The sequence below is a fragment of the candidate division KSB1 bacterium genome (assembly GCA_024655945.1).
In the GTDB taxonomy this organism is placed as follows: Bacteria; Zhuqueibacterota; Zhuqueibacteria; order JANLFK01; family Oleimicrobiaceae; genus Oleimicrobium.
On record JANLFK010000003.1, the window covers coordinates 64,894 to 84,177 of the forward strand.

At 63.0% G+C, this 19,284-nt stretch carries 15 protein-coding genes; 9 read left to right on the top strand and 6 right to left on the bottom strand.

Annotation, left to right across the window (positions count from 1 at the left end):
* Window positions 1-33 precede the first annotated feature (33 nt).
* The 8 genes from NUW13_05290 (at window position 34) to ccsA (ending at window position 10,689) form a co-directional block, all read left to right on the top strand.
* Window positions 34-558 (top strand): asparaginase domain-containing protein, encoded by a 525-nt coding sequence (locus NUW13_05290; protein MCR4438440.1) that lies wholly within the window; start codon window positions 34-36, stop codon window positions 556-558.
* A 23-nt stretch (window positions 559-581) separates the two neighbouring features.
* Window positions 582-1,391 carry a glucosamine-6-phosphate deaminase gene (nagB, locus tag NUW13_05295; protein MCR4438441.1) on the top strand — a complete coding sequence of 270 codons (810 nt, stop codon included), beginning with the start codon at window positions 582-584 and terminating at the stop codon, window positions 1,389-1,391.
* A gap of 14 nt (window positions 1,392-1,405) precedes the next feature.
* A complete protein-coding gene (locus tag NUW13_05300) occupies window positions 1,406-3,403 on the top strand; it encodes a DUF4954 family protein (GenBank protein ID MCR4438442.1) in 1,998 nt (665 codons plus the stop codon).
* Window positions 3,400-3,942, top strand: coding sequence for a flavin reductase (locus NUW13_05305; protein ID MCR4438443.1), 543 nt, complete (start codon window positions 3,400-3,402; stop codon window positions 3,940-3,942). The genes NUW13_05300 and NUW13_05305 overlap by 4 nt, the downstream gene beginning before the upstream one ends.
* A gap of 37 nt (window positions 3,943-3,979) precedes the next feature.
* Window positions 3,980-4,690, top strand: a complete 711-nt coding sequence (locus tag NUW13_05310) for an SDR family oxidoreductase (GenBank protein ID MCR4438444.1) — start codon at window positions 3,980-3,982, stop codon at window positions 4,688-4,690.
* A gap of 241 nt (window positions 4,691-4,931) precedes the next feature.
* On the top strand, window positions 4,932-6,275 hold the full coding sequence (locus NUW13_05315) for a hypothetical protein (GenBank protein ID MCR4438445.1): 1,344 nt from the start codon (window positions 4,932-4,934) through the stop codon (window positions 6,273-6,275).
* A 50-nt stretch (window positions 6,276-6,325) separates the two neighbouring features.
* A complete protein-coding gene (locus tag NUW13_05320; protein ID MCR4438446.1) occupies window positions 6,326-7,495 on the top strand; it encodes a hypothetical protein in 1,170 nt (389 codons plus the stop codon).
* A 137-nt stretch (window positions 7,496-7,632) separates the two neighbouring features.
* A complete protein-coding gene (ccsA, locus tag NUW13_05325) occupies window positions 7,633-10,689 on the top strand; it encodes a cytochrome c biogenesis protein CcsA (GenBank protein MCR4438447.1) in 3,057 nt (1,018 codons plus the stop codon).
* A gap of 274 nt (window positions 10,690-10,963) precedes the next feature.
* Here the strand turns inward: ccsA and NUW13_05330 are convergent, their stop codons facing one another.
* The 5 genes from NUW13_05330 to NUW13_05350 all read right to left on the bottom strand — a co-directional run bounded on the left by NUW13_05330 (window position 10,964) and on the right by NUW13_05350 (window position 15,093).
* Window positions 10,964-11,785 carry an rRNA pseudouridine synthase gene (locus NUW13_05330; GenBank protein ID MCR4438448.1) on the bottom strand — a complete coding sequence of 274 codons (822 nt, stop codon included), beginning with the start codon at window positions 11,783-11,785 and terminating at the stop codon, window positions 10,964-10,966.
* Between the two features lie 21 nt (window positions 11,786-11,806).
* Window positions 11,807-12,421 (bottom strand): exonuclease domain-containing protein, encoded by a 615-nt coding sequence (locus NUW13_05335; protein MCR4438449.1) that lies wholly within the window; start codon window positions 12,419-12,421, stop codon window positions 11,807-11,809.
* 109 nt (window positions 12,422-12,530) lie between these two features.
* Window positions 12,531-13,043 carry a DUF6141 family protein gene (locus NUW13_05340; protein ID MCR4438450.1) on the bottom strand — a complete coding sequence of 171 codons (513 nt, stop codon included), beginning with the start codon at window positions 13,041-13,043 and terminating at the stop codon, window positions 12,531-12,533.
* Window positions 13,044-13,067: 24 nt separating this feature from the next.
* Window positions 13,068-13,832: a polysaccharide deacetylase family protein gene (locus tag NUW13_05345; protein ID MCR4438451.1), complete on the bottom strand. Its 765-nt coding sequence runs from the start codon at window positions 13,830-13,832 to the stop codon at window positions 13,068-13,070.
* The gene (locus tag NUW13_05350) at window positions 13,822-15,093 is read right to left on the bottom strand and encodes an aminotransferase class I/II-fold pyridoxal phosphate-dependent enzyme (protein ID MCR4438452.1); all 1,272 of its coding nucleotides are present in this window, start codon (window positions 15,091-15,093) and stop codon (window positions 13,822-13,824) included. Before NUW13_05350 ends, NUW13_05345 begins: the two co-directional genes overlap by 11 nt.
* Window positions 15,094-15,692: 599 nt before the next feature.
* On the opposite strand from NUW13_05350, the gene NUW13_05355 reads away from it, so the two are divergent.
* Window positions 15,693-16,085: a hypothetical protein gene (locus tag NUW13_05355; GenBank protein ID MCR4438453.1), complete on the top strand. Its 393-nt coding sequence runs from the start codon at window positions 15,693-15,695 to the stop codon at window positions 16,083-16,085.
* 135 nt (window positions 16,086-16,220) lie between these two features.
* Here NUW13_05355 and NUW13_05360 read toward each other — a convergent pair whose 3' ends face one another.
* Entirely contained in the window at window positions 16,221-19,283 is a 3,063-nt protein-coding gene (locus NUW13_05360; protein MCR4438454.1) for an aminotransferase class III-fold pyridoxal phosphate-dependent enzyme, read from the bottom strand.
* Window position 19,284 lies beyond the last annotated feature (1 nt).

The window sequence follows — 19,284 nt, forward strand, 5'->3', positions numbered from 1 at the left end:
CGTGACGGTTGGCAGGTCAGCAAGAGAATGAGCATGAAGATCAAGATTCTCACCACAGGTGGCACCATCGACAAGATTTACTTCGACCGGAAGAGCGAGTTCCAGGTGGGCGATCCACAGATCGCCGAGGTCCTCAAGGAGGCCAACGTAGTGCTCGACTATGAGATCGAGCAGCTCATGCGCAAGGACAGCCTGGACATGACCGAGGAGGACCGCCAGCTCATCCGGGAGGCGGTCGTGCGCGACAAGGTCCACCGCCACTTCGTCATTACCCACGGCACCGACACCATGATCGAAACGGCGCGCCTCTTGCAGGGAATCCCCGACAAAGTCATTGTTCTGAGCGGGGCCATGCAGCCCGCGCGCTTCCGCCTCACCGACGCCGTGTTCAATATCGGCTGCGCCATCATGGCCGTGCAGACCCTCCCCGAGGGCGTCTACATCGCCATGAACGGACGAGTCTTTCGTCCCGAACAAACCGTCAAGAACGTTAAGCTGAACCGCTTTGAGGAATTGTCAGTCCCTCCCTCTCTCCAGTTCGAGGGAGGACAGCATTAGCAACAACAAAGGAGGAACGGCTTATGCGGCTTCTCATCTTCGACGACTATGAGAGGCTGAGCAAGTGGGTAGCCTACTACGTGGCCAGCAAGATTAATCACGCCAGGCCGACAAAGAGAAAGCCGTTTGTCTTGGGTCTGCCCACCGGCTCGTCGCCCATCGGCACCTACCGGCACCTGGTGCAGCTCCACAAGGAGGGCAAGGTCTCGTTCAAGAACGTAATCACCTTCAACATGGATGAGTACGTGGGGCTCGCTGAGGACCACCCACAGAGCTACCACCGCTTCATGTACGAGCACCTTTTCGACCACATCGACATCCCCCGCGGCAACATCAACATCCTTAACGGCAACGCGCCCGACCTCCAGAAGGAGTGCGATGCGTACGAGGCTAAGATCCAGCGCGTCGGGGGCATCGACCTCTTCTTGGGGGGCATCGGACCGGACGGCCACATCGCTTTCAACGAGCCCGGCTCGTCGCTCGGCTCGCGCACCCGCATCAAGACCTTGACCCTGGACACGAGGAAGGCGAACGCCCGCTTCTTCGACAATGACGTGAACAAGGTCCCCAAGACGGCGCTGACCGTTGGCGTAAAAACCGTGATGGACGCCCGCGAGGTATTGATCATCGTCAGCGGCTACTCAAAGGCGCGGGCCTTGCGCAGGGCAGTCGAAGAGGGCGTCAACCACATGTGGACCGTCTCCATGTTGCAATTGCACCCCCATGGCATCATCGCCTGCGACGAGGAGGCCACCATGGAGCTGCGCGTGGGCACCGTCAAGTACTTCCGCGACATCGAAGCACAGGCGCTGGCCACCCTGCCTGAGCTGTAGTAGAGGGTTCAGCCATGCCTTATCGCAACCTTTCCGCCGCAGAGATCCGCCTCTTAGAGAAACAAGGCTGCCGCGCCGAGGACTGGAGGGCCGTGGAGGTGGCGCCGGATTTTGACCCCCGCTGCGTGCAGCAGACGACCTTTGCAGGACGCGTGCGTCTGGGCACCTTCGACGACTGGGTGGACCTGCATGAAGGCATACGAAAGCCGTGCGGGGTCTATCGCTCCTCGCTGCAGGATTGCACCATCGGCGCCAACTGCTACATTGCCGATGTGCGGAGCTTGGCCCGCTACGACGTGGCCGACCGGGTGGCTATCGAGAATGTGGGCTGCTTGACGGTCACGGGCGAGACAACCTTTGGCAACGGTGTGCGCATCCAGGTACTCAACGAGGCAGGCGGTCGGGAGAAACCGCTCTTCCGGGGAATTACGGCCCAGATCGCCTACCTCATCGTCACCTACCGCCACAACCACGAGCTCATTGCTAAGCTGTACGAGCTTGTCGACCAGGAGGTGTCAGCAACCAAGTCCGACCGGGGTGCCATCGGCGAAGGTGCGCGCATCACCGACTGCCTCACCATTCGCAACGTGGCCATCGGCCCGCACGCGACGATAATGGGCGCCTTGCACCTCGAAGAGGGGACCATAGCGAGCAATGAGCACGACCCGGTCCTTATCGGCCAGGGGGTCATTGCTAAGAAGTTCATCGTGCTCTCCGGCGCCCACATCGACGGCGCGGCAATCGTGGACAAGTGCGTCGTGGGCCAGGGCGTGCGCATCGGCAAGCAGTTCTCGGCGGAGAACTCGGGCTTTTTCGCCAACTGTGAGTGCTTCCACGGCGAGGCGGTGAGCGTCTTCGCCGGCCCGTACACTGTCACCCATCACAAATCCACCCTGCTCATTGCCGGCATGTTCTCCTTCTACAACGCCGGCAGCGGCTCGAACCAGAGCAACCACATGTACAAGTTGGGCCCCGTGCATCAGGGCATTTTGGGACGGGGCGCAAAGACAGGTTCTTTTTCCTACATGATGTGGCCATGCCGCGTCGGGGCCTTTACCGGCGTCATCGGCAAACACTATGCGAACTTTGACACCTCCGAGTTCCCCTTTTCCTACATGTTGGAGGCGGAGGGAAAGAGCCTGCTCATGCCGGCCATGAACCTGTGCACGGTGGGCACGCGTCGCGATAGTGCCAAGTGGCCGCGCCGCGACCGGCGCCGCGACCCGGACAAACGCGACCTGATCAACTTTGCCTTGTTCAGTCCGTACACAGTGGGCCGCATCCTTGTGGGCATGGAACGCCTGGGCGAACTGGAGGCGGCAACGCCTGCTGAGCAGCCGTTCGCGCAGTACGCCGGCGTGCACATCAAGCGCGCCAAGATACCACCTGCGATAGAACAGTACGAGATGGCCGTGCACATCTACCTGGGTGAGGAGCTCGCCAAGCGCCTTGAGGCCCATCGCGATGCTCGCTCCTACCAGGAGCTGCTCGCCGCCCTGCACAAACCCCGTCCTGAGGCCATCGGCCGCTGGATCGACATGGCCGGCATGCTCGCCCCGCGACAGGCTGTGGAGAAGCTCATCGCCGCAGTCACTGCCGGCCAGGTGCGCAGCCTGGAAGAGTTGCGCACCCGCCTCAAGGCCCTGCACGAGGACTATGACGGTCTGGCCTGGGGTTGGTGCGTCGACCTCATCGAGAAGAGGTTGGGCACGGCCTTCCCCCGCCTCAGCAAGGCGCAGCTCGTGGACATGCTGCGCAAGTGGCAGGAGAGCGTGGCGCGCTTCAACGCCCTGGTGCTGGAGGATGCGCGCAAAGAGTTCTCCGAGCGCAGCCGCATCGGCTATGGCCTGGACGGCAGCGTGGACGAACGCGACCGAGACTTTGAGGCGGTGATAGGCAAATACGAGGAGAACAAGTTCGTCAAAGAAGTGGAGGCGGAAACGGCAACCGTGCAGCAACGCGCCGCCCAGCTCATTTCCTTTGTCGAAGCACTGCCGGAGGCAGATGCATGAACGCGCGTGTGCCCATCCCTCCAGACGACCTCTGCCTCAAGGCGATTGACCTGTGGACGAACAGGTGGCTCCTGCTCACCTCTGGGGATTTTCGGGCAGGCCACTTCAACAGCATGACCGTAGCCTGGGGCAGCATCGGCCAGATGTGGGATAGGCCCTTTGCGCAGGTGGTGGTGAGGCCTTCTCGCTACACATATGGGTTCATGGAGCGCTATCCCACCTTTACTTTGTGCGCCTTTCCCGAGGCCTACCGGGGAGCCCTCGAACTGCTCGGGAGCAAGTCCGGGCGCGATGGTGACAAAATCGCCGAGGCAGGACTGACGCCGCAGGCCGCCAGCGTGGTGGCCGCGCCATGCTTCGCCGAGGCCGACTTGGTCATCGAATGCCGCAAAATGTACTGGGACGACTTGGCGCCGGAACGTTTCGGCGACGCCGCCATCGCCTCGCTCTACCCTCGGGGCGACTATCACCGCGTCTATTTTGGTGAAATCCTCGCCGTGAGCGGCAGCCCCGACTATCGCGCCTGCAAGGCAAAATGAGCGAAGTCCAGGTCGCAACACGCGGAGGAGTGCTCGCATGGCTGACTTCAATGGCAAGGTGGCCATTATCACCGGCGGAACTGGGGGATTGGGGCAGCACGTGACACGCATCTTTCTGGAGCAGGGGGCCACCGTCGTGGTGCCGTACAGGGAAGAAAAGACCTTTGCGGCGCTCCAGGAAGTTCTCGGCGAACTGAAGCAGGCTCTTCACGGTTTGCAGGCCGACCTGCTCGAGGAAGCAAGCGTGGCGCAGATGGTTGAGGAGGCCGTGCGCCGGTTCGGGCGCATCGACGTGCTCGTGCACCTGGTGGGCGGGTTCCTGGGCGGGGTGCCAGTTGCCGAGACCACCTTGGCCCAGTGGGAACAGATGCTGCGGTTGAATGTCTTGTCCACTTTCCTCTGCTGCCGGCAGGTGGTGCCGGTGATGATCCGCCAGGGCTACGGCAAGGTGGTTGCCGTTGGCGCGCAAGCCGGCTTACAAGGTCGCGCCAAGGTCGCCGCTTACGCCGCGGCTAAGGCGGCAGTGCAAAATTTCACCCAGTCCCTGGCAGCGGAAGTGAAGAGGCACCATATCAACGTCAATGCCGTGGTGCCCAGCACCATCGACACGCCCGCCAACCGTGCCGCCATGCCCGATGCCGACTTCTCCCAGTGGGTGAGGCCGCAGTCCATAGCGGAGGTGATCCTTTTCTTGGCCTCCGACGCGGCACGGGATGTGCACGGGGCGATTGTGCCGGTGTTTGGGTAGAGAATGTGGCCCAGTGGCGGTCCCATATTTCGTTCCCGGAGGCAGAGGTATCCAACGGGGTTCGCCACCCTTGTAGTGGGTGATCGGGGAGGCAGGTGATCCCTGCACCACACGTTGTCTTTTCCCTTGACTTTCTTGCGCACGTTTGCTACAATTCACAGGTCGAATGAGGTTCGACGGCAAGTCGGCGGCACCGAGCCACCGGACAGGGGGAAAGGAAGCAGATAGGGAGACACAAGCCATGAGACTGCTCTGGGTGATCACGATCCTCTTGCTGCAGATTGGCAGCGTACTGGCCCAGACGCTCCCCTCCGGGGACAAGGCCATGGGCACCAAGAAGTACGACCAGTTCGAGCGGCCGGAGGTGTGCAAGAGCTGCCACGGGGATTTCTACCAGCAGTGGCGCCAGGCCATGATGTCACAGGCCTACACCCACCACTGGGACGAAATCGAGTACTTCGACCTGGCGGTCGCCCATGCGGCGAAGGTGCCAGAACTGAAGCCGGTGGTGGATGGCTGTAACGGCTGCCACGCCCCCTTGGCCTTTCTGGCCGGCGACGTCCCGCCGCCGCGGCCTGCAGCCAACTCCCGCGCCAACGAGAGCGTGAGCTGTGACCTCTGCCACTCCATCCGTGGCTACGAGGGCCAGATACCACACAACTTCAGCTACATCTCCTCGCCCGGTCGGGTCAAATATGGCCGCAAGCCGGGACGCACCTCGCCCCACCACGAGACGCAGTATCTGCCTCTCTTTGCCCAGACAGAATTCTGCGCCAACTGCCACAACGAGCGCAATCCCTACGGCGTCTGGGTCAAGTCCACGCAAATGGAGTGGAAAGAAGGGCCTTACAGCAAGGAAGGCGTCACCTGCATGCGGTGCCACATGCCCAAGGCGCTGGGCCGCAACGCGACCATGGCAGAGGAAGACACCATTGCGCTGCACCTCTTCCACGGGGCACATGACCCAGGCAAGTTGGCGAGCTCCATCGAGTTGCGCATGCACCCAGAGGAGCGCGAGGTTGAGCGCGGTGGCACAGTGGTCATCCATGTGCAATTGTTCAGCGCCAAGCCCGGCCACAAGTTTCCCACCGGCTCGGTGGAGGACCGCATCGCCTGGTTGCACGTGACCGCCGTGGACGCCGCCGGCAAGGAATACCACTTGCCCGTTGACCGCAAGGGGTTCGCCGGCGAGGAGTACACCATCGCCTCCGATGAGCTCGCCTATCAGGACATGGGCCTGCCCAAAGGCGACCCCACTTTCCCGGGTGTGCCCCGCGACGGCGTGCCGCTCGGCGATCGCATCTTTCGCATGCCGTACTTCGACCCTCAGGGGCGCATGACCATCATGCAATGGAACACCAAGTCGTTAGGGGTTGACTACCGCATCGGGCCGCGCGAGACCAAGACGGAGACCTTCACCTGGCACCTCCCCGATGAAGTGGCCGTGGGCAAAGTGGTCTTCAAGGCACAGCTCAACTACCAGAAGCTGGTCAAGCCAGTGGCCGACTATTTGGGCGTGCCGCCTGAGGAGAGCGAGATCATCCCCATCAACTCGGCAACCACCTGGATCGAGGTCTACGAGTGAGGGCGACCGTGAAAGCCGCCAGTAGCTTTGTGCCTTTCCAAGGAGGTGAGATGAAAACGGACCTTTTGGCCATTATGGTCGTGGCGCTGCTTGCCGGCACTGCGCTGCTGCCGCCCTCGGCGCAGGGCATTCCGGCATTTGCGCGGCGCTACAATCTCTCCTGCACCACCTGCCACTCGCCTTTCCCGCACACCAAGCCGTACGGCGACGACTTTGCCGGGCAAGGGTTCATCATCAAGGAGAATGAGAAGGAACGGGACTATGTGACCGCAGGGGATCCGCTGCTCTGGGTGAACAAGACCTTCCCGGTGGCCGTCCGCTTTGACGCCTTCGCCGTAGCCGAGCAGGACTGGCCCGTGCGCAGTGACCTGCAGGTCCCTTATGGCCTCAAGCTGCTCTCCGGAGGCGCGCTGTACAAAAACATCGGCTACTACTTCTACTTTTTCATGTCCGAGGCCGGAGAGATTGCCGGAATAGAGGACGCCTACCTCCACTTTGACAACGTGTTCGGCACAGGCCTCGATGTGTTAGTGGGGCAGTTCCAGAAATGCGACCCGCTCATGAAGCGCGAGTTGCGCCTGACCTACGAGGACTATCAGGTCTTCAAGTTCCGGCCGGGCGGTTCGGTCACCGATTTGACCTACGATCGAGGCATCATGCTCTCCTACGGCATAGAAGAAACCGGGACTGACCTGGTGGCAAGCATCACCAACGGCAATGGCATCGGCCCGGAGCAACGCCCGACTGGTTCGCTGGACGACGACAAGTACCGCCACTTCGGGCTCACGCTTCACCAGAGCATCGGCGAGCAACTCACCCTGGGCGGCTTTTTCTATCGCGCTAAGGAACAGTCAGGAACAAGCAGCACAAACACCATCACCTACTTCGGCCCGGACCTGAACCTGCAGGCGGGCCCGGTGGAGCTGCATGTGCAGTACCTTGAGCGCCGCGACACCAATCCGTTCTTCGCGCAACAGGAGGAACGGCGCACCATGCGCGGCGGCGTGGCACTGCTGACCTATTCCCCCAAGTTAGATCGCTCGCGATGGTACCTGACCGCGCTCTACAACCACGTCGACTCGCCCTTGGAACGATACCGCTCAGCCACGCTGAGCGGCACTTACCTGCTCGCCCGCAACCTGCGCTTGCTGGCAGAGTATGACCGCCTGTTGGAGGACAGGCGAAATCGCTTCGTGCTGGGCCTGGTCACGGCCTTCTGAAGCATGAAGAGCCACATGCACGTCAGTCGTGTGCCGGGGCCAGGGCCCTCGCTGCGCGGTAATGACCTCAGGCCCGGCCACGAGCCATGAGATCCGGTCTGCACAGACTCCTCCGTGTGGTGACCTCGGTGGTCGCCATGTCAGCCGTCGCCGTGGTAGTGGCCGTGGCGTGTGGCGTGGCGACCTTCATTGAGAACTCCTGGGGGCACCAGGCGGCCCGCGCAGAGGTCTACGAAACCTGGTGGTTCACCCTCCTGCTGGCCATCCTCGCGCTTTCTGCGCTAGCGAACTTTATGAAGCGCCATTGGTGGCGCCCGGACAAGGTTCCCGCAGGTCTCATTCACACGGGCGTGGTGGTGATTCTGGTTGGCGCGGCGCTCACCAGGCACTTTGGGCGCGAAGAGTTTGTCCACATCCGCGAGGGGGAGAGCACCGCGCAGGTCATGTCGGACCGCGCCTACCTTACCGTGTCAGTGGCCGAGGGCGACCGCGCGGTAACCAGATCTGTCCCGGCCTTCTTCTCTCCGCGCAGAAAGCCACGCCTCTCCGTGCGGGTGAAGCTTGGGCACGCGGAGTTGACCGCCCGCGCACTTTGCTTCATGGCGGAGGCTGTGCCGAGCATCGAGGCCGACCCCACAGGAGGGCCGGCTGTGCTCTTGACTGCCGTCGACGGCGAACGCAGGCGCATCCTCGCCTTGCGACCTGGCGACGTCGTGCCACTGGAACACGCCATAGTGACGTGCGGCACTGTGGTGACAGACACCCTGCCGGTCTTCCGCCTCGCTGCCCACGGTGACTCGCTGACTTTTTGCGCCACCCAGCCGGTCACCAGGGCGGGCATGCGCCAGACCGAGGTGGTGGCACTGGCCGCCCACGCCGAGCACCCCGTGCACCCGTTGCACCTCTACACGGTGGGCCAGCTGAAGCTTGCCTTGCGCTCCTATCTGCCCCATGCGCGCCTGGCTGCTGTTCCGGCCAAAGAGGTAACACCGGCGGTGGATGAGCAGGATGTCACCCAGGCCCTGGAAGTGGAAGTGGCTGCCGCTGGCGAGCGCCGCGTGGTGACCCTGTTCGGGGGCGCCGGTACGGCCGCGGACACCCAAACGGTGCACCTGGCCGGCCTGACGGTTGCTCTCTCTTTCGGCTCAGCCTCCTGGCCGATGCCTTTCGCGTTGCGCCTGACGGATTTTCTCATCGAGCGCTACCCCGGGTCTGATCGGCCTTCCATGTTCATCAGCAAAGTGGTGGTGGTGGACAACGAGCGGGGCACCGCAAGGCCGGCGGAAGTGTTCATGAACCACCCGCTGCGCTATCGCGGCTACCGTTTCTACCAAGCCTCCTATGATGACGATGAGCGGGGCACCGTGCTCAATGCGACGGTTGATCCAGGCGTTCCAGTCGTGTACGCGGGCTTTGTGCTGCTCGGAGGTGGGCTTTTGGCATGGCTGCTGTGGCCTGTGGCGCGGCGTCGAAAAGCGGCTTTTCCGCCTCAGCTCGCCGGGAACAGCGGCGTGTCAATTGTCCTTCTGATCTGCCTGTGCATCTTGCTGCCCGCGAGGCGACCGCAAGCGCCAGAGGCTGGCAAAGCGGCACATCTGCGCGCTTTCGCTCGGCTGCCGGTGCTGGATGTGGACGGCCGTTGCAAGCCCATGGACACCTTTGCGCGCGAGATTGTGCGCAAGGTCAGCCTCGAAAGCAAGGCGCAGGGCCTGCCCGCCACGGAGGTCCTGTTGGGCATGATGGCCCGTCCTGAGCAGTGGCGCCATGTGCCGATGATTTATGTGGAGGATGAGGACGTTCGACGCACCCTCGGCCTGCCAGCCACCCAGCGGCACGCGCGCTTTGTGGACTTTTTCGACCGGGACGGGCGCTACCGCCTGACAAGCGAGCTGCAGGCAGTCCACCACAAGTCGCCGGCGGAGCATACCCGGCACGACCGCGAACTGCTGAAGGTAGACGAGCGGGCCAGCATCTGCTACATGGCCTTGCGGGGACTGCTGCCGCGGCTCTTTCCGCATGCAGATCAGCCGGCGCGCTGGCTCTCCTACGCTCAAGCGCAGCAAGAGCTCAGCGCAGAAAAGGCAGGCGAGGTGCGGACAATCTATCAGGCCTATCTCCAAGCCGCGCGCCAGGCGGCGCAGGACGGTTCCTGGCCACAGGCAGACCAGGCCCTGCAGCGCATTGTGGACTACCAGCGACGCCATGCGCCCGGGCTCATCCCCGCAGCCGGACGCTTGGGGGCGGAGGTCTTGTTCAACCGTGTGCAACCGTTCCAGCGCCTGCTTTTCATCTACTTGGGGACGGGCTTGGTCCTGCTGCTTGTGACCACTGTGGCAACTGTGCGCCCAGGGCTATTCGGGCGCGGCTTCTTTGTCGGCGCGCGCCTGCTTCTGCTTGTGTTCTTTCTGGGCCACAGCGCCGGACTGGCCTTGCGCTGGTACGTATCCGGCCACGCACCGTGGAGCAACGGCTACGAGACCACCGTCTACATCTCCTGGACTGCGGCCCTGGCAGGCTTGCTCCTGTCGCGGAGGAGTTTGTGGCTGCCTGCGGCCACCTCTCTGTTGGCGGCCGCTGCGCTGTTTGTGGCCCATCTCAGCGGCATGGACCCGCAGATTACGCCCCTGGTGCCGGTGCTCAAGTCCAGGTGGCTGGTGATCCACGTTTCCACAGTCACCGCCAGCTACGGGTTTCTCGGCCTCGCGGCGGCCCTCGCCCTGTTAGGGCTCGCCCTGCGCGCCTTTTCCCCGGGCAAGGCTGTGGCCCACTTTGGCAACGCCATTGCTGAGCTGAGCGTCGACACCATGCGCCTGCTCAAGGTGGGCTTTGTACTTCTTGTGTTAGGGACGATGTTTGGCTCTGTGTGGGCCAATGCCAGCTGGGGCCGCTACTGGGGGTGGGATCCCAAGGAGACCTGGACTCTGATCACCATCCTCACCTACGCGGTAGTCATCCACTTGCGCCAAGGGCGGCGGCTTGCAGGGCGGGTGCTGTTTTCTGTCGCTGCGGTGCTGGCCTTCGGCTCAGTGCTGATGACCTATTTCGGCGTGAACTACTACTTGACCGGTCTGCACTCCTACGCGCAGGGCGAGCCCTCCTCCTGGCCACCGGCAGTCTACATCGTCCTTGGCGGGGTGGGGGCACTCATCGTCGCAGCCTCGCTGCGGGAGATGGTCTCGCGGGCGAAGAGCTGAGTCCGCCTTGCCGAGCCGCACTTTGCCCCCTCTTTGCGCTACGTCACAACTCCGACCTTTGCCACTAGATGGGCTACGCTTGGGTGCAGCGACCCCGAGCCGACAGCCCCGTAGGCACGCGCTGCTGTTCGCCAGCTCCTTTTTCAGAGTGCACTCGCAGCCCGCGGGAGCCCGCCCAGCCATGGGCACTTTGCCGCCAATGCACCTCCATTCCATCCTGGCCTGCATTGCGGCCCGCGCAACGACAAGCCTGTTACGGCAGCAGCCGGCAGCTCTACTCAAACAGTCCCTCGCGCAGATGAGGCGCGATGGCCTTGGCTAAGGTGTGCACCTCCCCTCTGGTCAAGTGGCGCCATTGGCCCGGCTTGAGCTCGCCGAGGCGGAGAGGCCCCAACGCCACGCGCACCAGGCGCTGCACCTCCAGGCCCAGCGCACTGAGCAGACGGCGGATGTGGCGGTTCTTCCCCTCGTCCAAGACAACTTCCAACTCCGTGCTGCCCCCCTGCCGGCCGATTACGCGCACCCGCCTGACTGAGAGAACCTCTTCGTGCACGGCGCGTACCCCTGCGCGCATCAGGCGGAGCTGGCCCGCCTGTACCTCCCCCTTGACCTCGACGCGGTAGGTGCGCCAGACTGCAGAGGCTGGGTCCAAGAGACCAGCGGCCCAGGCATGGTCATTAGTGAAGAGCAAAAGCCCCTCGCTCTCCTTGTCCAGCCGGCCAACCGGCGAGACGAACGGTAGCTTCGCCCCGGCCAGGCAATCGTACACAGTGCCGCGTTGACGTTCGTCCGCAGCAGTGGTCACAAGGCCTCTGGGCTTGTTCAGCATCAGGTAAACGCGGGGCGCCGAGGTGACCAATTGGCCGTCCACTTCGATGAGGTTGCGCTGCAGGAGCACGGGCGCTTCCGGGTCGCGTTTGACCTTGCCATCCACCCGCACGCGACCTTCGGCTATCAAAGTCCGGGCGACGCTCCGCGAGCAGTAGCCAAGTTTGGACAGGGCGCGGGCCAGACCCACGCGCGCCTGTTTCTTCCGCCCGTCGGATGCGGCCGCTCTGGCTGCTCTGGATTTCGTCCTGCCCATGTCGCGGTGCATCGCGCCCTCGGCTAATCTGCTTCAGGCCGCCCCGTGGCGCTGTGCAGGCAAGAATGCAAAGTAGCCCTTGCGCAGGAGCTCGGGGAACATGACCTGGGCAATGCGGGCCACGTTGCGCGCATCGTGCAGGCCGCGATGTGGTGTGCCGACGAACGACATTCCCAAGAGCGTGAGGGCCTTGTTCAACCCCACGCGCTTGTGCTGCCGCCACTCGGCAAAGGCCCTCTTCAGGTCAACATGCTGGGAAAGCGCTTCTGGAAAGGGGACGCCGTGCCGCCGACAATCGATGCGCAGCTGCGTACGATCGAAGGTGCCCCATGAGCAAAAGAGCACGGGATCCGGACCAAGCCATTCCACAAGTTGCGCCAGGGCCACCGTGAAGAGCGGGGCTTCATCCACCTGGCGCTGGTGGATGTGGGTCAGGCGCCGACAGAAGTCACTGAGCTCCGGGTTCTCCACCGGCCGCACGAAGGTGGCAAACTCATCGTAAGGCCGCAACGTCTCGCCGTCCATGCGCACCGCACCGATCTCGATGGTCTCCTTGTGCTCGCGGGGGGTACGTTCCTGCCAGCAGGTGGCCTCCAGGTCGATGATCACATAGTCCGTCGCCCGATAGTCGACACCAAACAGTCGCATCCTTGGACTTTCCTCACGTCCTGGCCAAATGCCGAGGCTGTGGGGCGCGCGTGACATACCTCGCTCGGCTGTGTCCTCGCGCCCAGGCCGAAGTGCCGGCCCTTGTGACCTACCGCCTGCCTGAAGCCGCCTGCATGGCGCGCACGATCACTTCCGGCTGCTGTGAGCCGATGAGCAGCCGTTTGCCGCTCGTGAACTCCAGTTGCACGCCGCGATTGCCGCTCACATTGTAGGCCATCCCGTTCCGCCCATAGCGGATGCCCCAACCGCCGTAATCCAGAATAGGACGATAGGTGCAAGCTGCCCAACGCGCCAGCTGGGAATATGGCAGGCGTTTGAACTTGAGATGAAAAGGTACAAAGCGAACGTACAGCCCATCGGCTCGGACTTCGGTAATCAGCCTTGTCCACCAAAAGAACGCCACCAGCCCCACGCCGAAGACAAGCCAGAGGATGAGCACAACCACATCCGGCGCGGGGTGACCCCCCGCGCGGATGCCCATGACCACTTGGACCAGCAACACGTACCAGCGCCAGCCGGCCAGGAGCAGCACTATGGCCCAGAGCCAGGGCTGGCGGAAGTGCTGGACTTCTCTGACCAGTGGTGTCCCATGCGTCTCCACGTGGCTATTCCTCCCGTGCAAGGTCTATTCGTTTTCGGCGTAGCTGCTCAGCATTGCCTGGAACTCGGCGATGCGCTTTGCCACCTCGAACACCGGCGCCGTCCACACTGCCTTGTCGCGACGGCGCAGGTAACCCAGCAACATGCGAAAGTTGTAGCTGCCGACCGTGAGCCTCTCTCCGTCCATTTCATGAAAGACCAGGATGACCCACTGCCCGCGCGCGGTGAGTTCTTCCACCAAGCCAATCATCTCAAAGCCGCTCATCCTCTCGACGCTCAATCCCCACGCGCACGCCAAGTCCACGAGGGCAGGCGAGTTGCCGAATCCGTACTGGCCCACCGTGCGTCCCGCCAGAAAGTGGCGCGCCACCACCGGCACATAGCTCTGACGCTTTTTGCCCCTTCCCACAAAGGTACAGGAACACGGATATGCAAAAGTCCAATACCTCTGATGCGGGGCAATCGTCTGCAGGCGGGCTTGTGCGGCTTTGATGTCTGTCTCAATTTCCTCAAGGCTCATGGACTCGAGCGCCCTGGGCAGGGAGCCCACGTTGCACGCACATGGGTGCGACAGCGTGTGGTTGCCAATCTCGTGACCTCTTCTTGCCACCTCCCGCCACGGCGCGCAGCGCGCTTCCCAGTCCTCCCCATGGGGGTTGAGGTAGAAGGTGCCACGCAAGGCGAATTGCTCCAGAATGGGCACCGCTTTCTCAAGTTGGTCAGCGGTGCCGTCGTCAAAGGTCAACGATACCGCGCCCTGGTACGGCGCCCAGAATTCCTCAATCTCCATCTCGCCCCTCCTCACGCCTCTGCACGGCGAGCAGCTCATGGCGATGGCTGTGGATCTTGGCGATCGCCTCGGTCAACAAATGCGCTCTCGAAGGCGGGCACGCCAGGATCCGCCACGGTGTGAGCACTGCACGATGGTGATAGAGTTCTTCGGCCACGGGAAGGTCCCATCGCGCCGGCGTGATGGCCCGCACGTAGCTACTATTCAACTGGTGTCGGCGCTTGGTGTGGGGGAAGTAGACCTCGCTTTGGTTCAAAGGGGCATAGGTGGTATCGAAGGGGAGACCCAACTCGGCAGACAGCGCTCGTCGGAACAGGGCTGCATCCAGACCGTCAAATGCCTCGGCGTCGTACAGGAAGGCGAAGGCATAGCTGCACATGCGCGTAATGCGCGGATCGCGGCGCAGTGGTCTGACCCCGGGAGCCTCGGCCACCGCCTTGTCCAAAGCCAGCCCATGGTCATCGAGCACAGGCGCATTGCGACGCAGGGCCGCCAGTTGCCCGCGCAGCACCGCTGCCTGCAACGACCTCATCCGGTAGTTGCCGCTGTGCACCCTTATGCCTGGTCGAGCCTCGCGGCCACACAACCTCTGGCTGACCGCCTTCCAGTACAGCGTCGCGTCCTGGGTGAGGAGCGCGCCCCCCTCGCCGGCGGTGATGAGTTTAGAGCTTTGGAAGCTGAACGAACCGAACACCCCCAGGGTACCCACACCGCGGCCCTCCCACTGCGATCCGTGCACGTGCGCGCAGTCTTCGATGAGATGGAGGCCGTGCTTCTTTGCTAAGTGCCCCAAGGCTCGCAAATCGGACAGGCGATGGTACAGGTGCACAGCGATGATGGCGCGCGTGCGGGGCGTAATCGCCCGCTCCGCAGCAGCGGGATCGCTGCACATGGTCTCCGGCTGGACGTCCACCAACACGGGCACGGCGTTGACGTCGCACACTGCAGCAGCGGTGGCCTGCCACGTCAAGCCAGGGACAATCACTTCGTCGCCGGCGCCGATGTCCAGCGCCTCCAGCGCCACCTGCAGGGCATGGGTGCCGTTGGTCACCAGCGCACAATAGGCGGAGCCGTGGAAGGCAGCCCACTCCTGTTGAAAGCGAGCCGCCATCGACTCCACTCCTGGCCAGTCGTCCCAGACGCCGCTGTCGTACGCCTGAAGAAGGTAGCGGCGCTCTAAGCCACGCCGCCTGTGGAGTCGACAGCCGGCGAGCAGGTCCCTCGTGACGGGTTTGCCCCCCATGCACGCTAAGGCACTCATGGCCATGCTCCTCTTCGCACTATGCTTGGCCGGGGCTGCACCAACTCTGTCCGCCACCTGCAGTGGTCAAAGCGCTGGCTTAATGTACAAATCCCTGGGAGAAAAGCAAGGCAAAAGGGAAAGCCCTGAACGCTCCGCCGCCAGCCCTCAGGACGACCTTCGGTTTGCGTCGCCCCAGCCACGCCGGGAGGCGCAATTGCCCACGGTACCTTTCTCACCCTGACGTTCGCCCGTGCCCGCCAAGACCCATGTGTAGATGCCGCTGGGCAAAAAAAGAGCTTGATGGTGACAAGGATTTTTGCCATATTGGTCCAGCAAGCGGAGACCTTAGCACGCTGAAACACTGCTCCCGTCGGTTTGCGGCAGTTCATCCAGGCGGCGCGCCCGCGGCACGAAGGAGTGTCAGTGCCGCGTGCGATATCCCATTCCCCTGTCGCTCACAGTTCGGGCGCGAACAGATTCCAGCTCAATTCCTGCGTCTCCGCGACAGCAATCCCGATGCGTTGCTTTCCGCCTTGGCGTACAATAGGTGCCATCTGGGCACGCGCTCGGCGGGAAACGCGGGAAAATGCCGCAAGAACAACCGAAGGAGCAGAACCATGGACAAAAAGAAGCGTGCAAAGATGTACGAAAGCTTCCTGCTTGGCGAAGGCTACACGCCCACCATCGACCAGGACGGGGACGTGATTTTCAAGGTGGAAGGGAGAACGTACGCCATCCTCATCGACGAGCGGGACGAGGAATTTTTCCGCCTGGTCTTCCCCAATTTCTGGCCCATCGAGAGCAAGGAGGAGCGCCTCAAGGTGGAACAGGCCGCCCTGCAGGCTAGCGCCGAGACGAAGGTGGCGAAGATCTTCCCGGTGCGCGACAACGTGTGGGCCAGCATCGAACTCTTCTGTTCGCCACCAGAAAGTTTCAAGACGGTGTTCACGCGCTCAATGTCGGCCCTGCGCGCCGCGGTCGGTTCCTTCGCGGAGAAAATGGCAGCATAAGCTCGCCACACGCCGCCGCATGGGGACCAGAAAAGTGGCGGGCGAAGGCAGCTTGCGTCCCCGCAGCATGCAGACTCCAAGGAAGCGGAGCCCTCTCCGGCAGCAACCGTAGGGCTCCGTTCTGCTTTGCGGCCCTCACCTGCCCACGACGAAATCCTCGTCGAGCACCCGGTCAAGAGTGGCCACAAGCCTGTCGGCATCGGCCTCAGAGAAGACCAGCGGCGGCTTGATTTTCAGCACATTTGCCGAGGGGCCATCCCGGCCGATGAGCACCCCCAGCTCCTTCATCCTCTCCACCACGTAGGCCGCCTGCTCCGTGGCGGGAGTGAGCCGCTCGCGGTCCAGCACCAGTTCCACCCCAAGGAAGAGGCCCATTCCGCGCACGTCACCGATGATGGTGTGGCGCGCCGTCAGTTCCGCCAGCCCGGCCTTGAGCCTCGTCCCCACGCGAAGGGCATTTTCCTGGAGATGCTCCTCGGCGATGACATCCAACACGGCAAGGCCCACGGCACAGGCGACTGGGTTTCCGCCATAGGTGCTGAAGTATTCCATGCCGCTGTGAAAAGCTGCCGCCACTTCGGGCGTGGTAATGACTGCCCCCAAGGGGAAGCCATTGCCGATGGGCTTACCCAGGGTCACGATGTCCGGCACCACATCCTGCGTCTGAAATCCCCAAAAGTGCGTACCGAGGCGAGCAAAGCCCACCTGCACTTCGTCTGCGATGCAGATTCCTCCGGCCTCGCGCACCGCGCGGTAGGCCTCCGCAAGAAAACCCGGCGGCAGAACGATCTGTCCTGCGCATCCCATCAGCGACTCACAGATAAAGATGGGAGAGATTCCCCGGGCGTGCAGCTCATCTACCACTTGCTGCACATGCAGGGCGTACCTCTTGCCTACCTCCGCCTGGCCTTGCCGATAGAGGCCTCGATAGGGATCTGGGGTTGGAACCACATGCACGTGCGGAGGTGCTCCCCGGCCGCCTGGGCCGTTGAACTTGTACGGGCTGATGTCGATCAAGGAGGTGGTATTGCCATGGTAGGCACCATCAAGGACGATAATCTCCCTACCGCCGGTGCAGGCCTCTGCCAGGCGCAGGGCCAATTCATTGGCCTCGCTGCCTGAGTTGACGAAGAAGCAGATGCGCAACGGCTCCGGCACCAGAGCGGTCAGGCGCTCGGCGTAGCTGACCAGCTCTTCGTACAGGTAGCGCGTGTTGGTGTTCAGGCGAGCCAGCTGCCGGCACGCGGCAGCCACCACCTTCGGATGGCTGTGCCCGACATGCGGCACGTTGTTGACCGCGTCCAAGTAGGGGATGCCGTCTTGGTCGTAGAGGAACTGCCGGTAACCGCGCACCAGGTGCAGAGGCCGGCGGTAGGCAACGCTGAGCACAGGCGAGAAGTGCCGGTGCCGCCTGGCGAGAAGCTCCGTCGTACCAGGCCCTTCCTTCGCCGCGACGTGCAAGGGGCCGCCAAGAAGGGGCGAAGGGTCCGGGCAGATGCTCAACCACACCGCACGCTGGCTCGGGGCAGCAACCCCGGGAAAGTCACCGTGATACCCTAACAAATCGGCGATCACTTGCACGTGCACGTGGGGCGGCCATCCGCCGTTTTCGCAGCTTTCTCCCACCCAGCCAAGGATGTCGCCACGTCTCAGTCGCCTGCCGGGCTTTGTGCTCGTTAAGGTCTTCCTGCTCAAATGTCCGTACAGGGTGTAAAACTTGGGCCGCTCTCCCTGTGCTTCGTGCTGGAGCATGACGGTGGGGCCATAGTTCAAGGGACCGGCGTTGTCCTGGACACTGAGCACGGTGCCTTCCAGCGGCGCCAGGACCGGCTGCCCTGCCGGGACGAACGCGTCCACGCCCAGATGCACGGTACGCGGTTCACTTCCGGCAAAGAGCGCACTGGTATAGAAGGGGCGGGCCTCGGCATAGCGTCCCAGTCCCACCTTGCCCTGGCGGGCGGCAATCTTGTCGAAGAGCGCCTTGGAGAAAGCGGCCACATCCTGCCACAGGTGCGGGGCACCAGCATTGCAGCCTCCGACACTAAAGTCAATCAGGACCGCATTGGCCATGAGCTCGGGCGCAACCACCGGTCCCACCAAGTGGCGGTTCTCTGCTAGCCATTTCGCCACCGCATCCCCCTGCGGGCACGGCGCATATCCACAGGCGTGGCGCAGCCGATAGAGGGCAAGGCGCGGAGGCAGCTGCTTGAGGCGCTCCAGCAGCTCCCAGGCCGGCTCGGCGGAGACTGACAAGTACTCGTTCCCCGGCACGAGCCCACGCTGATGGGCCTCCAAGCAGACGCTGAGGCAGAGGCGCATGCACATCAGCGGGAAAAGGAGTTCAACCTCCTCTTCCTGCAGCGGGAAGACGCTGTGGTAACCGGCGATGACCTCAGCTGCTGCGGCCAGCGGGTCCTCCTTGCCGAGCATCGCATAGGCAGCAGCCACAGCCGGCTCTGCCGCTGCGTAACTCACCACCATGTCCCCAAAGTCCACCACCCCCACAACTTCGCGCTCCCAGGCAGGAGGGCCGACAAGGACGTTGTAGTCGTTCCCGTCGTTGTGGACGAGCATCCTGCGCAACGCCGACAATTTGTCCGCCACCTGGTCAAAGAGCTCCAGGTAGCCATCGACGAGAGAACGCCTGCCCGCGTCGAGGATGGCGTCCTTGTACCTGCGAATGGTGGCCGGCGCACACTGCAGGTCCCAGGGCAGCTCCCGTGCTAACACCGGAAAATTCAGCGAAGCCAAGAGGCGGTCGATGGAGCCGAACAGGCTGCCAATTCTGCGCAGAAGGGCAGGGGTGTGCGGCTTGGCCTGCGCAAACGGTGTACCGGGGAGGAAGGTGACCAAGCGGACGAAATGTGGTTCACCTTCCTCGTCAGCAACCTCGCTCAGTAGCTCGCCGTGCAGGGTTGGTAACGGCCGGGGACAAGGAATGCATTCCCGCGCGAGTCTGCTCATGACCTCGTTCTGACATGCTAACACCTGGCGCCACACTCCTGGGTTGGCAACTTTCAGAACGAACCTTTCCCCGTTGCTGGCGGTGAGCAAAAAGTTCTGATCCCTCTCGCTGGGGAGCTCGCTGGCCGTCGCCTCGATGTCGTAGAGCTCCTTCGCCAGCTGCACCACTCTGCCGAGCGAAAAATGTGGCCGCAGACGGACGTCCTCGCCCATCGCCGCTACCTTGATGGTCAAA

Bases quoted from the DNA above. Each gene is read 5' to 3' on its own strand.
- NUW13_05290 (MCR4438440.1), top strand. From the start codon at position 34: ATGAAGATCAAGATTCTCACCACAGGTGGCACCATCGACAAGATTTAC.
- nagB (MCR4438441.1), top strand. From the start codon at position 582: ATGCGGCTTCTCATCTTCGACGACTATGAGAGGCTGAGCAAGTGGGTA.
- NUW13_05300 (MCR4438442.1), top strand. From the start codon at position 1,406: ATGCCTTATCGCAACCTTTCCGCCGCAGAGATCCGCCTCTTAGAGAAA.
- NUW13_05305 (MCR4438443.1), top strand. From the start codon at position 3,400: ATGAACGCGCGTGTGCCCATCCCTCCAGACGACCTCTGCCTCAAGGCG.
- NUW13_05310 (MCR4438444.1), top strand. From the start codon at position 3,980: ATGGCTGACTTCAATGGCAAGGTGGCCATTATCACCGGCGGAACTGGG.
- NUW13_05315 (MCR4438445.1), top strand. From the start codon at position 4,932: ATGAGACTGCTCTGGGTGATCACGATCCTCTTGCTGCAGATTGGCAGC.
- NUW13_05320 (MCR4438446.1), top strand. From the start codon at position 6,326: ATGAAAACGGACCTTTTGGCCATTATGGTCGTGGCGCTGCTTGCCGGC.
- ccsA (MCR4438447.1), top strand. From the start codon at position 7,633: ATGTCAGCCGTCGCCGTGGTAGTGGCCGTGGCGTGTGGCGTGGCGACC.
- NUW13_05330 (MCR4438448.1), bottom strand. From the start codon at position 11,785: ATGCACCGCGACATGGGCAGGACGAAATCCAGAGCAGCCAGAGCGGCC.
- NUW13_05335 (MCR4438449.1), bottom strand. From the start codon at position 12,421: ATGCGACTGTTTGGTGTCGACTATCGGGCGACGGACTATGTGATCATC.
- NUW13_05345 (MCR4438451.1), bottom strand. From the start codon at position 13,832: ATGGAGATTGAGGAATTCTGGGCGCCGTACCAGGGCGCGGTATCGTTG.
- NUW13_05350 (MCR4438452.1), bottom strand. From the start codon at position 15,093: ATGAGTGCCTTAGCGTGCATGGGGGGCAAACCCGTCACGAGGGACCTG.
- NUW13_05355 (MCR4438453.1), top strand. From the start codon at position 15,693: ATGGACAAAAAGAAGCGTGCAAAGATGTACGAAAGCTTCCTGCTTGGC.